This is a genomic window from Spiroplasma endosymbiont of Clivina fossor, from assembly GCF_964031115.1.
Classification (GTDB): Bacteria; Bacillota_I; Bacilli_A; order Mycoplasmatales; family Nriv7; genus Nriv7.
Genome location: NZ_OZ035006.1, coordinates 1160242 through 1174423 on the forward strand (window position 1 = coordinate 1160242; position 14182 = coordinate 1174423).

Annotated in this window: 10 protein-coding genes, 3 pseudogenes and 1 riboswitch; of the genes and pseudogenes, 7 read left to right on the forward strand and 6 right to left on the reverse strand. The window is 25.8% G+C overall.

Annotation, left to right across the window (positions count from 1 at the left end):
- The first annotated feature begins 27 nt into the window (after nt 1-27).
- Nucleotides 28-684: a transposase gene (locus tag AAHM82_RS06935; RefSeq protein WP_342263374.1), complete on the forward strand. Its 657-nt coding sequence runs from the start codon at nt 28-30 to the stop codon at nt 682-684.
- Between the two features lie 196 nt (nt 685-880).
- Here the strand turns inward: AAHM82_RS06935 and AAHM82_RS06940 are convergent, their stop codons facing one another.
- The 3 genes from AAHM82_RS06940 to AAHM82_RS06950 form a co-directional block, all read right to left on the reverse strand.
- On the reverse strand, nt 881-2086 hold the full coding sequence (locus AAHM82_RS06940; RefSeq protein ID WP_425289015.1) for an IS256 family transposase: 1206 nt from the start codon (nt 2084-2086) through the stop codon (nt 881-883).
- A 208-nt stretch (nt 2087-2294) separates the two neighbouring features.
- The gene (gene uvrA, locus AAHM82_RS06945; protein WP_342263433.1) at nt 2295-5162 is read right to left on the reverse strand and encodes an excinuclease ABC subunit UvrA; all 2868 of its coding nucleotides are present in this window, start codon (nt 5160-5162) and stop codon (nt 2295-2297) included.
- 31 nt (nt 5163-5193) lie between these two features.
- Nucleotides 5194-6084, reverse strand: coding sequence for an energy-coupled thiamine transporter ThiT (locus tag AAHM82_RS06950; RefSeq protein ID WP_342263434.1), 891 nt, complete (start codon nt 6082-6084; stop codon nt 5194-5196).
- Between the two features lie 41 nt (nt 6085-6125).
- A riboswitch (TPP riboswitch) is annotated at nt 6126-6215 on the reverse strand.
- 392 nt (nt 6216-6607) lie between these two features.
- On the opposite strand from AAHM82_RS06950, the gene AAHM82_RS13945 reads away from it, so the two are divergent.
- From AAHM82_RS13945 to AAHM82_RS06960, 3 genes are all read left to right on the forward strand, one after another.
- Nucleotides 6608-7048 carry a transposase family protein gene (locus tag AAHM82_RS13945; protein WP_342263396.1) on the forward strand — a complete coding sequence of 147 codons (441 nt, stop codon included), beginning with the start codon at nt 6608-6610 and terminating at the stop codon, nt 7046-7048.
- The gene (locus AAHM82_RS13950; protein ID WP_342264845.1) at nt 7045-7437 is read left to right on the forward strand and encodes a transposase family protein; all 393 of its coding nucleotides are present in this window, start codon (nt 7045-7047) and stop codon (nt 7435-7437) included. Before AAHM82_RS13945 ends, AAHM82_RS13950 begins: the two co-directional genes overlap by 4 nt.
- A 741-nt stretch (nt 7438-8178) precedes the next feature.
- Nucleotides 8179-9387: an IS256 family transposase gene (locus AAHM82_RS06960; RefSeq protein ID WP_425289016.1), complete on the forward strand. Its 1209-nt coding sequence runs from the start codon at nt 8179-8181 to the stop codon at nt 9385-9387.
- A 95-nt stretch (nt 9388-9482) separates the two neighbouring features.
- Here the strand turns inward: AAHM82_RS06960 and rpmG are convergent, their stop codons facing one another.
- The 3 genes and pseudogenes from rpmG to AAHM82_RS06975 all read right to left on the reverse strand — a co-directional run.
- Nucleotides 9483-9632, reverse strand: coding sequence for a 50S ribosomal protein L33 (gene rpmG / locus AAHM82_RS06965; RefSeq protein ID WP_215826806.1), 150 nt, complete (start codon nt 9630-9632; stop codon nt 9483-9485).
- Between the two features lie 301 nt (nt 9633-9933).
- On the reverse strand, nt 9934-10320 hold the full coding sequence (locus AAHM82_RS06970) for a hypothetical protein (protein ID WP_342263435.1): 387 nt from the start codon (nt 10318-10320) through the stop codon (nt 9934-9936).
- Nucleotides 10321-10402: 82 nt separating this feature from the next.
- Nucleotides 10403-11320, reverse strand: a pseudogene (locus AAHM82_RS06975) (IS256 family transposase); the annotation flags it as partial.
- A 228-nt stretch (nt 11321-11548) separates the two neighbouring features.
- Between AAHM82_RS06975 and AAHM82_RS13955 the strand changes: the two are divergent.
- From AAHM82_RS13955 to AAHM82_RS06985, 3 genes and pseudogenes are all read left to right on the forward strand, one after another.
- Nucleotides 11549-12037, forward strand: a pseudogene (locus AAHM82_RS13955) (transposase family protein); the annotation flags it as partial.
- A gap of 135 nt (nt 12038-12172) precedes the next feature.
- Nucleotides 12173-13090 (forward strand): annotated as a pseudogene (locus tag AAHM82_RS13960) (IS256 family transposase); the annotation flags it as partial.
- Between the two features lie 77 nt (nt 13091-13167).
- Nucleotides 13168-14127 carry an IS1/IS1595 family N-terminal zinc-binding domain-containing protein gene (locus AAHM82_RS06985; RefSeq protein WP_342263437.1) on the forward strand — a complete coding sequence of 320 codons (960 nt, stop codon included), beginning with the start codon at nt 13168-13170 and terminating at the stop codon, nt 14125-14127.
- Nucleotides 14128-14182 lie beyond the last annotated feature (55 nt).

Sequence of the window (14182 nt, forward strand, 5' to 3'; positions counted from 1 at the left end):
CATTTAAATTATGAACAATGAAATTTATTGATTCAAATTTCATTGCTGGGGCAATCTAGTAAAACAATTTCTCGTTTTATTAAAACTACATTAAAAACTGCTTGATATAATCGTCAAAAATTAATGAAATCAAAACAATTAGAAAATACCCAATTAAAATTTAAAAAATTATCTGGTAAAATCCAAATCGATGAAACATTTATTAAAGAAATCCATAAAGGAAATTTCAAATATAAAACTGATCCACGAAGAATTCACCTTGACCCATTCGCAACTAATACTAAATGCTGTATTCAAATGGCAATTGATAATAATAACAATATTTATGTTAAATCCACAAACACCAAACGTTTACAAAAACAATGAGTTATTGAAAATATGAACAAAGAATTAATTAACGAAAATTCAATTATTACTTCTGATATGCAAAAATTATATTTTTTAGTAGCAAAACAAACAAATTCTACTTTATGTGTAACTAAAACAACAATTAATCCTGAAGCTAGTTATCGTAACTTAAATAAAATCAGTAAATTACAATCTAGTCTTAAAGAAGCCTTAATTCATTATCATGGTTTAGGTTTTACTAATATTCAAAATTATTTAAATCTCTGAAAATGAAAATACCAACATAAGGGTTTAACTCCAAACCAACAAACAGCGGTATTATATTTTAATGTATAAAAAAGTTAAAGTAAAAATAGTAATTTTACATAAAAGCCTTTTAAAATTATCTTTCAAGTGGGACTGTACAATTAACTGTGTCTCTAAGTAATTAACTTAAATTCACTCTGTGTCTTCAAATTTATCATTAAATGTGAAATTGCACTACCCCAATTTTGAATTGGCATCGTTCATTTCTTAACCATATTTTGAAATGCTAAATAAAATATTTTTCTAATTTTAAAGATAAGTATTGACAGGGTAAAAAACCCTTATTAAATATAGGGATTTGTAAAAACACGGTTTTACTAAAAACCCAGCAAAATCAAGGTTTTATTGAAATATCAATACTTATCTTTAAAATTAAAGAAAATATTTTAAAAACTGATGCGTCATTAGGAAAAATCTTTTTATTCTTAATGACTTTTCTTAATTGACTATTAACAGATTCAATCGCATTAGTTGTGTAAATAATTCTTCTAAATTCCTGAGGATATTCAAAAAAAATTATTAAATTATTTCAGTTATTTTTTCATGATTTAGTAATTTGTGGATACTTTTTATTTCATTTTTCAGAAAAATGATCTAAAGCAATTAACGCTATTTCTTCATTAATTGCTGTATAAATTGATTTTAAATCATTAGCTACAAGTTTACGATCTTTGTAAGGAACAAATTTTAAACTATTGCGAATTTGATGAACAATGCATAATTGATGCTGTGTTTTTGGGAACACAGCTTCTATTGCATCAGACATTCCAGTTAAATTATCGCTACAAGCAACAAGAATATTTTGTAAGCCACGATTTTTCATTTCCGTAAGATTATTAAGTCAAAATTTGGCTCCCTCATTCTCACTAATTCACATTCCTAAAATATCTTTTAAACCATCTAAATTAATTCCTAAGGCAAGATAAACTGCTTTATTTATTATTCGTTTATCTTGCTTTACTTTAACAACAATACAATCAAAATAAACAATCGGATAAATCTTCTCTAAAGGTTTAGTTTGTCACATTTTAACTTCTTCAATAACATCATCAGTTATTTGACTAATTAAACTTTCTGAAATTTCTGCTCCGTGATAGAATTCTTGCAATTGTGCTTTGATATCAGAAATTGTCATTCCTCTTGCATATAAAGAAATTACTTTTTGATCAAAGTTATCAAATCTTCTTTGTCTTTTCGGAATAATTACTGGTTCAAAAGTACTATTTCGATCTCTTGGTACATCAATTGCGATTGAACCATTTTTAGTAATAATGGTTTTTTGTGTGTTGCCATTTCTTTTATTATGATTCTCATCAGTTTCAAGATAATCTTTAATTTCCGTATTTAACATTCGTTCAGTTAATTTTTTGGTAAATTCCTGAAAAATAGTATTGCCTTTAAATAAATCTTGTGGATTATCAATATTTTCTAAAAAATAATCAACAACTTTATCAATTGCGTCAGGTTCTTTTTTTATTTTTTTTTTTTTGTCATTTTCTGTTCTCCTTCGTTTAAGTATAATTCAGAATGAATTATCGAGACACAGAATTTTGGACAGGCTCTATCAAGTTGATGATTTTTTTTATTTTATCAAGAGTTTTCGACAAAATTAAAAAAATTTTATCATATGTATATGGTTTCTACATATTTAATTTAATATTATCATTAATTTGATAAACTTTTCTTAAATATTCAGCGGTATATGAATTTTTATTACTATTAATTACTTGCTCTGGTGTTCCTGTAACAATTACTTCCCCACCATACTTCCCACCATTAGGTCCTAAGTCAATAATGTAATCACCTAACTTAATAACATCTAAATTATGTTCAATAACAAGAACGGTATCACCATTATTAACAATACGACTAAGAACTGATAATAATCTTTTAACATCATCAATATGTAATCCTGTTGTTGGTTCATCTAAAATAAATAGTGTTTTTCCAGTTGCTCTTTTTTGTAAGTAAGTCGCTAATTTAACTCTTTGAGCTTCCCCACCAGATAATTGGGTTGTTGGTTGTCCTAACTTAATATATCCCATACCAACATCAAGTAAGGTTTGTAATTTAACATTAATTTTGAGAATATTTGCAAAAAACACTTGCGCTTCAATAACTGACATATTTAAAACATCATAAATATTTTTCCCTTTATATTTAACTTGTAAAGTTTCATCATTATAGCGCATTCCTTCACATATTTCACAAGTAACAAAAACATCTGGTAAAAAATGCATCGCAATTTTAATAATTCCTGCTCCCTGACAGCGTTCACATCTGCCACCACGAACATTAAAAGAAAACCTTCCTTTAAGATAACCTTGAGTTTTAGCTAATGGCGCCGCAGCAAATAAATCACGAATATCATCAAAAACTGAAGTATAAGTTGCTGGATTACTATGCGGTGTCCTTCCAATCGGTTCTTGCGAAATATTAACAACTTTATCAATATTATCCATTCCCTTAATATTTTGATGTTTACCCGGACGATTAATCTTTTGTCCTAAATTTCGTAACAGATTTTTATATAACACTTCATTTACTAAAGTTGATTTTCCACTGCCAGAAACCCCTGTAACAACAATAAGTTTTCCTAAAGGAATAGTAACATCAATATTTTTTAAATTATTTTCTCTTGCTCCAATAATAGTAATTTTCTTACCATTGCCACTTCGGCGTTTTTTTGGAATTGTAATCGTTTCTTGATGTGATAAATATCTCCCTGTAATTGACTTTTCATTAGCAATAATATCAGCCATTGTTCCCACAGCAATAATTTCACCACCAAATTTACCAGCTTTAGGTCCAATATCAACAAGGCAATCAGCTTGATACATCATATCTTCATCATGTTCAACAACAATAACGGTATTTCCTAAATCTCGTAGCGATTTTAAAGTTTTAATTAAACGGTCATTATCTTTCTGATGTAAACCAATTGAAGGTTCATCTAATACATATAATACTCCTGTCAATTTTGAACCAATTTGCGTTGCTAAACGAATTCGTTGCGCTTCGCCACCAGATAATGATTGGGCTGCTCTTGATAAATTTAAATATCTTAAACCAACATCATTTAAAAAACTTAAACGATTAACTAATTCATTAATAACTAACTTCGCAATTTCTTGTTGTTGCTCTGATAGTTTCAAACTAAGAATATAATCCAAACTTTCATCAATATCTAAATTAGTAAATTCATTAATATTTATTGTTCCTACTTTAACACATAATGCTTTAGGATTTAATCGTGCCCCTTTACAAGACCAACAAGTTTTATCACTCATAAATTTCCGATAATATTCACGACGCATTTCATTAGCAGTTTCAACAAAGCGTCGTTCAATAATACTAGCAACACCTTCAATATAATCATAACTTTTATAAGTATTATTACTATTAGATACTAAAGTATAATTTAATTGTTCATCACTACCATACATTAAATAATTAATTTGTTCATCACTAAGATTTTTAATCGGTTGATCTAAGTCAATACCATATTCTTTACAAATAATTTTTAATTTCTGTCATTCTAAAGTATCACCACCAATAAAATTTTTATAAAATTCAATCCCACCTTGATTAATTGAAAGATTACGATTAGGAAATAATAAATCTTCATCAACTTCCAAGCGAATCCCAATACCTTTACATTCAGAACAAGCCCCCATTGGCGCATTAAAGGAAAATAAACGAGGTTCTAACTCCGGAATTGTAAAACTACACTGATTACACGCATGATTTTGCGAAAATAATAATTGTTCTTTACTATTAACAAGAATAACTTTTGCTAATCCTTTACTATATTTTAATGATTTTTCTAAACTGTCATGAATATTAGATCAAACATTATCATCATCACTTAATTTAATGCGATCAACAACAATATCAATATTATGGCGTTTATTTTTATCTAATTGAATATCATCATCTAACGAATAAGCGTGGTTATTAACCTTAACCCGTAAAAATCCTTCATGGCGCAAAGTTAAAAACAACTCATAATGCGTCCCCTTTTTATCAATAACTACTGGCGACAAAATTTCAATGCGTTCTTCCATTGTTACTTGTTTTAATCGTTTAATCATTTCCTTAATGGTCATTGCTTTAATTAAACCATGACCATTAATACAATATGGTAGTCCCACACGAGCATATAATAATCGTAAATAATCATATATTTCCGTCACCGTTCCCACAGTACTACGAGGATTATTACTAGTAGTTTTTTGATCAATAGAAATTGCTGGTGATAATCCTTCAATAGAATCAACATCAGGTTTTTCACTATTACCTAAAAATTGTCGGGCATACGCCGACAATGACTCCATATATCTTCTTTGTCCTTCAGCATAAATCGTATTAAAGGCTAATGATGACTTTCCACTACCAGAAACACCCGTAAAAACAATTAATTTATTTTTAGGAATTGTTAAATCAACATTTTTTAAATTATGTTCTCTAGCTCCTTTAACAATAATATATTTTGTTGCATCATCCATCAAATCACCTCCAATAATTAATTAGCATTTGCTAATTAATTTGATCATTATATTTTTCTTTTCACGGCATTAATACTCTAAATAATAACGGCAATGATAATATCATTAAAGGATACACAAAAATAAAAACATAAATTAAATTATATATTAATGCATAACCTCAAACACTAAAACCATCTCACGCATAATTACCAAAATATAATACCCCCGATAATACATTGCATATATATATAATAATACAAATAACTGTTATTATAAAGGAAATTTTAATGTTAGCATTAAATCGCTTTTTAAAATTAATATTCACTATTCCTATTAAAGAAGGCATAATCATAGGAATAAAATAATCTAATAAATATTGTCAAGGATTAATAATTGCTCCTTGGGGAATAATAATTAATGAAATTAAAGCACTAATACCACCGGTTACAATTCCGTGTCAAAAACTAACAACAAAAGCAATTAAAAATACAGGTCAATATTTTAAACCAATACTGCCCCCCATTGGTAATTTAGGAAAAAATATCATCAGATAATCTAAAATTAATGATAAACTAACAAAAAAAGCAATTAATACTAAATCAAATGTTTTTCAATGGTAAATTTTAAAGCATTGTTTTTTAATCACTTTAAAATCAACATTAGATTTTATTATTTTTTGCCAACTTAATAACCAAATTAATATTAAATTAGCAACTAAAAATAATCATAAAACCACAATAACGGCAATTTTAATAAATAAGACAATTTTATTATTAATTAATTGTGTATTTCTAAAATTAGAAGAAAAAATGCTTAAAAATTTTTCTTCCGAACTTATCGTTATCAAAATTATTACTCCGACAATTAAGAAACAAAAAATTCCATTAATTAATATTAAAATTCAACGATAAATTTGATTAGTCTTATTTACTTCTTGCATCATTTTTAACCTCCTTAATGATAGCAAGAAATCTAATATATTTTGAAATATACAAGACTTCTTCCGCTAGTATTACCTAGTTCAAGTTCCAAGAGTATCTCTCAGGCAAAATGCCACCTCTGTCTTATATCAATTGATATATCCATATATATTATAGTGAATTTACGATAAAATATAAAGTACTTTTAATTTGTGGTCGCGTTTAGTTTTCTTAGGTATTGCTTTGAAGAAGTAAAACAATCAGCTAATTATATTATTTAATTACTAAACTAACCCCGCCTTTCTTGTTATTGTCATTTTATTCGTTATGATTTTATCATATTATTGAATTTTTACACAATAAAAAATTATTAATTATTATTAAATTTTCACTAATTATCTAAATTTATGTTTTCTATATTTATTCTTATATACAATACCACCTTTATTAATTCAACTATCATCATTTTTCTTATTAGACTTCTTGCAAAATTAATTTAAAATATAATTGAATTGTTGTTTTTAATAAAAAGGTGGAATTTAAATGAAATTTAAAAAAAATAATCAAATAAGTGATAAAAATTTTTTAAGATTAACTGGTATTAAACATACTACTTTTAATAAAATGCTAGAAATTTTAAAAATAGAAGAATTAAAAAAGAGATTTCGTCGCGGAAGAACCAATAAATTATCATTAGAAAATCGTATTTTAATGACTTTAGAATATTGAAGAGAATATAGAACTTATTTTCATATTGCAAAAAGTTATGATATTAGTGAAAGTAGTTGTTATAGAAATATCAAATGAATTGAAGACACTTTAATAAAACACCCTAATTTTCAACAACTTACTGGTCAAAAATCACTATTAAAAGATTATTTCAAAGATAAGACTGTTATAATTGATGTAACTGAAAGCCAAATCCAACGCCCAAAAAAAGACAAAAACAGCACTACTCAGGAAAAAAGAAAAAACACACAATAAAAACACAAGTTATAATTGAAAAAGATAGTAAAAAAATTATTAGTTCTGATTTTTCTTATGGTAAAAACCATGACTTTAAAATTTTAAAAGATTCAAAAATTAAATTTTTACCAGAAACAACTGTTTTAGTGGATTTAGGTTATCAAGGCATACAAAAAATTAATCATAATGTTTTAATTCCTAAAAGAAAATCAAAGAAAAACCCTTTAAATAAAGAAGAAAAGCAAAATAATGAGCGAATTTCAAAAATGAGAATTGTTATTGAAAATGTTTTTGCTATACTTAAAAAATTTAAAATTATTAGTGAAAAATATCGAAATCGTAGAAAAAGATTTGCTTTAAGATTTAATTTAATAGCTTCAATTTATAATTTACAACTATTAGTTTAAATATATTTGATAATTTAAAATTTCAGTCTTTTTTTATTGTAAATAATAATTTTTATTATGTTTTAATGACAAAATATTTGTAAAAATAATCTAAAAATTATTTTAATAACACTTTTATATTTATTTTAAATTTAAAAATTATAATTATCATATTAATTTTGCAAGAAGTCTATTACCTTTCTTTTCTTATAGATAAACTAAGTTATATTAACTAAGTTAGTTAGTTAACTTAGTTTTTTAAACACTTATATATCGCAGATTTAAGTGTTTAACAAGCTTTGTTAGTAAATTTTGTTTTTTAATTAGATAAAGATTTTAATAATTTTAAACTTAGTATACCCCTATATAGAAATTTCTACACTTTAATATCCGCATCCTACCCTTGGAACTAATTTAATAGCGTGTATATTTTTAGGAAATCCACCCATTCATTTTTTTATTGCAAAACGAAATAAATTGCTATAGCTAATAGGATGTTATCTATTAACTGGTAAACTTCTTTTGGTTATGGCGACCACCCACAATTTATCGTGCTTTAATACATACCAACATTATTAACTCACTTGTATTTAATTTTCAAAGAACAAATTTTTAACATCTTATAAAATAAAAAGACAATCATTGCTGACTGCCTTAATACTTATTCAAATATTTACCTACCTAACAAAACTTTATGCGTCCTCTCGATAATTCATTCTGAATTATACTTAAACGAAGGAGAACAGAAAATGACAAAAAAAAATAAAAAAAGAACCTGACGCAATTGATAAAGTTGTTGATTATTTTTTAGAAAATATTGATAATCCACAAGATTTATTTAAAGGCAATACTATTTTTCAGGAATTTACCAAAAAATTAACTGAACGAATGTTAAATACGGAAATTAAAGATTATCTTGAAACTGATGAGAATCATAATAAAAGAAATGGCAACACACAAAAAACCATTATTACTAAAAATGGTTCAATCGCAATTGATGTACCAAGAGATCGAAATAGTACTTTTGAACCAGTAATTATTCCGAAAAGACAAAGAAGATTTGATAACTTTGATCAAAAAGTAATTTCTTTATATGCAAGAGGAATGACAATTTCTGATATCAAAGCACAATTGCAAGAATTCTATCACGGAGCAGAAATTTCAGAAAGTTTAATTAGTCAAATAACTGATGATGTTATTGAAGAAGTTAAAATGTGACAAACTAAACCTTTAGAGAAGATTTATCCGATTGTTTATTTTGATTGTATTGTTGTTAAAGTAAAGCAAGATAAACGAATAATAAATAAAGCAGTTTATCTTGCCGTAGGAATTAATTTAGATGGTTTAAAAGATATTTTAGGAATGTGAATTAGCGAGAATGAGGGAGCCAAATTTTGACTTAATAATCTTACGGAAATGAAAAATCGTGGCTTACAAGATATTCTTGTTGCTTGTAGTGATAATTTAACTGGGATGTCTGATGCAATAGAAGCTGTGTTCCCAAAAACACAGCATCAATTATGCATTGTTCATCAAATTCGCAATAGTTTAAAATTTGTTCCTTACAAAGATCGCAAACTTGTAGCTAATGATTTAAAATCAATTTATACAGCAATTAATGAAGAAATAGCGTTAATTGCTTTAGATCATTTTTCTGAAAAATGAAATAAAAAGTATCCACAAATTACTAAATCATGAAAAAATAACTGAAATAATTTAATAATTTTTCTTGAATATCCTCAGGAATTTAGAAGAATTATTTACACAACTAATGCGATTGAATCTGTTAATAGTCAATTAAGAAAAGTCATTAAGAATAAAAAGATTTTTCCTAATGACGCATCAGTTTTTAAAATATTTTATTTAGCATTTCAAAATATGGTTAAGAAATGAACGATGCCAATTCAAAATTGGGGTAGTGCAATTTCACATTTAATGATAAAATTTGAGGACAGAGTGAATTTAAGTTAATTACTTAGAGACACAGTTAATTGTACAGTCCCCCGTTTTTTAACAATTTTATTTTGCATAATATTTATCCTTTCATATATAAAAAAAGAAAAGGATTATTTCTTTTCTTTATGCATTGTTTTTGCGTTACAACGCGAACAATATTTATTGAATTCTACTCGTTCGGGATGCAACTTTTTATTTTTCTTATCAATATAATTTTCTTCTTTACAAATTTCACAACGTAATGTAATACCTTCACGCATCCTTGTTCCTCCTTTTATACCCAATATGTTAAATTATATAATTAAGGTCGCGTTTAGTTTTCTTAGGTATTGCTTTGAAGAAGTAAAACAACCAGCTAATTATATTATTTAATTACTAAACTAACCCTGCCTTTCTTATCATTGTCATTTTTATTCGTTACCATTTTATCATATTATTGAATTTTTACACAATAAAAAATTTTTTAATTTTGTCGAAAACTCTTGATAAAATAAAAAAAATCATCAACTTGATAATTTTAAAAGGCTTTTATGTAAAATTACTATTTTTACTTTAACTTTTTTATACATTAAAATATAATACCGCTGTTTGTTGGTTTGGAGTTAAACCCTTATGTTGGTATTTTCATTTTCAGAGATTTAAATAATTTTGAATATTAGTAAAACCTAAACCATGATAATGAATTAAGGCTTCTTTAAGACTAGATTGTAATTTACTGATTTTATTTAAGTTACGATAACTAGCTTCAGGATTAATTGTTGTTTTAGTTACACATAAAGTAGAATTTGTTTGTTTTGCTACTAAAAAATATAATTTTTGCATATCAGAAGTAATAATTGAATTTTCGTTAATTAATTCTTTGTTCATATTTTCAATAACTCATTGTTTTTGTAAACGTTTGGTGTTTGTGGATTTAACATAAATATTGTTATTATTATCAATTGCCATTTGAATACAGCATTTAGTATTAGTTGCGAATGGGTCAAGGTGATATTCTTGGGACTGTACAATTAACTGTGTCTCTAAGTAATTAACTTAAATTCACTCTGTCTTCAAATTTTATCATTAAATGTGAAATTGCACTACCCCAATTTTGAATTGGCATCGTTCATTTCTTAACCATATTTTGAAATGCTAAATAAAATATTTTAAAAACTGATGCGTCATTAGGAAAAATCTTTTTATTCTTAATAACTTTTCTTAGTTTACTATTAACAGATTCAATCGCATTAGTTGTGTAAATAATTCTTCTAAATTCCTGAGGATATTCAAGAAAAATTATTAAATTATTTCAGTTATTTTTTCATGATTTAGTAATTTGTGGATACTTTTTATTTCATTTTTCAGAAAAATGATCTAAAGCAATTAACGCTATTTCTTCATTAATTGCTCTATAAATTGATTTTAAATCATTAGCTACAAGTTTGCGATCTTTGTAAGGGACAAATTTTAAACTATTGCGAATTTGATGAACAATGCATAATTGATGCTGTGTTTTTGGGAAAACAGCTTCTATTGCATCAGACATCCCAGTTAAATTATCACTACAAGCAACAAGAATATCTTGTAACCCACGATTTTTCATTTCCGTAAGATTATTAAGTCAAAATTTGGCTCCCTCATTCTCACTAATTCACATTCCTAAAATATCTTTTAAACCATCTAAATTAATTCCTAAGGCAAGATAAACTGCTTTATTTATTATTCGTTTATCTTGCTTTACTTTAACAACAATACAATCAAAATAAACAATCGGATAAATCTTCTCTAAAGGTTTAGTTTGTCACATTTTAACTTCTTCAATAACATCATCAGTTATTTGACTAATTAAACTTTCTGAAATTTCTGCTCCGTGATAGAATTCTTGCAATTGTGCTTTGATATCAGAAATTGTCATTCCTCTTGCATATAAAGAAATTACTTTTTGATCAAAGTTATCAAATCTTCTTTAGACTTGGTACATAACCTTTAATTTTATCTACTATTTTGATAATATTATTTCCTAGGTGAAGTACAAATGTTAGATAAATACAAAGACGAAAACGAATTTTATAGTTTAATAGGCATAAAATATAAAACTTTCATGAAAATGGTAGAAATTTTAAAAGAAGGTGAAGCTAAACAAAAACAAATTGGTGGTAGACCAAATAAATTATCAATAGAGCAAAGATTACTTATGACTTTAGAATACTGAAAAGAATATAGTACATATCGTATTATTGCAAAAAAATATAATATTAGTCATGTTAGTTGTATTCGTAATATCTTTTGAGTTGAAAATACTCTAATAAAAAATAGTCACTTTCATATACCTGGCAAAAAGATATTATTAGAAAATAAGGGTACTACTAATAATTTATTAGCAATTGATGCTACAGAAATTCCAATTGAAAGAATTAAAAAAAAACTAAAATTATTATTTTCTGGTAAGAAAAGGCAACATTCATTAAAATCGCAAATAATTATTGATTTATTTAACAATAAAATTATTTCAGTAGATTTTTGTTATGGCAGTACTCATGATTATAAGTTATTTTTAAAATCAAATACACTTATAAATCCAAAATTAGAATTAATTGCCGATTCAGGATATCAAGGTTTGCAAAATGTTCATAAAAATACATTATTGCCAATTAAAAAGAGTAAAAATAATCCTTTAAATCCAGATAAAAAGAGCCTGTCCAAAATTCTGTGTCTCGATAATTCATTCTGAATTATACTTAAACGAAGGAGAACAGAAAATGACAAAAAAAAAATAAAAAAAGAACCTGACGCAATTGATAAAGTTGTTGATTATTTTTTAGAAAATATTGATAATCCACAAGATTTATTTAAAGGCAATACTATTTTTCAGGAATTTACCAAAAAATTAACTGAACGAATGTTAAATACGGAAATTAAAGATTATCTTGAAACTGATGAGAATCATAATAAAAGAAATGGCAACACACAAAAAACCATTATTACTAAAAATGGTTCAATCGCAATTGATGTACCAAGAGATCGAAATAGTACTTTTGAACCAGTAATTATTCCGAAAAGACAAAGAAGATTTGATAACTTTGATCAAAAAGTAATTTCTTTATATGCAAGAGGAATGACAATTTCTGATATCAAAGCACAATTGCAAGAATTCTATCACGGAGCAGAAATTTCAGAAAGTTTAATTAGTCAAATAACTGATGATGTTATTGAAGAAGTTAAAATGTGACAAACTAAACCTTTAGAGAAGATTTATCCGATTGTTTATTTTGATTGTATTGTTGTTAAAGTAAAGCAAGATAAACGAATAATAAATAAAGCAGTTTATCTTGCCTTAGGAATTAATTTAGATGGTTTAAAAGATATTTTAGGAATGTGAATTAGCGAGAATGAGGGCGCCAAATTTTGACTTAATAATCTTACGGAAATGAAAAATCGTGGCTTACAAGATATTCTTGTTGCTTGTAGCGATAATTTAACTGGAATGTCTGATGCAATAGAAGCTGTGTTCCCAAAAACACAGCATCAATTATGCATTGTTCATCAAATTCGCAATAGTTTAAAATTTGTTCCTTACAAAGATCGCAAACTTGTAGCTAATGATTTAAAATCAATTTATACAGCAATTAATGAAGAAATAGCGTTAATTGCTTTAGATCATTTTTCTGAAAAATGAAATAAAAAGTATCCACAAATTACTAAATCATGAAAAAATAACTGAAATAATTTTTTAATTTTGTCGAAAACTCTTGATATTTATTGAATATACTTAATTTTAGGTATATTTTAATATGATAGAGGTGGATAATAATTATGGAAAAAATAATTCAAGAACTAGTAAATACTTTAACAGATGATCAATTTTTAGAATTTTATGAAAAAGTCAAACAACAAGCAGAATTAATAAAAAAACAAAAACGTTTAAATGAAATTGATCAAAAATTTAGAGCGCAAGGTATTAAATGCCCTAAATGTGAATCTTACCATTGCGTTAAAAATGGACATAATTCAGAAGGAAAACAAAAATATTTATGTAAAAATTGCCGTGCAAGTTTTGACGCTTTTCGTAATCATTTTATTTATTGAAGTCATTTAAATTATGAACAATGAAATTTATTGATTCAAATTTCATTGCTGGGGCAATCTAGTAAAACAATTTCTCGTTTTATTAAAACTACATTAAAAACTGCTTGATATAATCGTCAAAAATTAATGAAATCAAAACAATTAGAAAATACCCAATTAAAATTTAAAAAATTATCTGGTAAAATCCAAATCGATGAAACATTCATTAAAGAAATCCATAAAGGAAATTTCAAATATAAAACTGATCCACGAAGAATTCACCTTGACCCATTCGCAACTAATACTAAATGCTGTATTCAAATGGCAATTGATAATAATAACAATATTTATGTTAAATCCACAAACACCAAACGTTTACAAAAACAATGAGTTATTGAAAATATGAACAAAGAATTAATTAACGAAAATTCAATTATTACTTCTGATATGCAAAAATTATATTTTTTAGTAGCAAAACAAACAAATTCTACTTTATGTGTAACTAAAACAACAATTAATTCTGAAGCTAGTTATCGTAACTTAAATAAAATCAGTAAATTACAATCTAGTCTTAAAGAAGCCTTAATTCATTATCATGGTTTAGGTTTTACTAATATTCAAAATTATTTAAATCTCTGAAAATGAAAATACCAACATAAGGGTTTAACTCCAAACCAACAAACAGCGGTATTATATTTTAATGTATAAAAAAGTTAAAGTAAAAATAGTAATTTTACATAAAAGCCTTTTAAAATTATCAAGT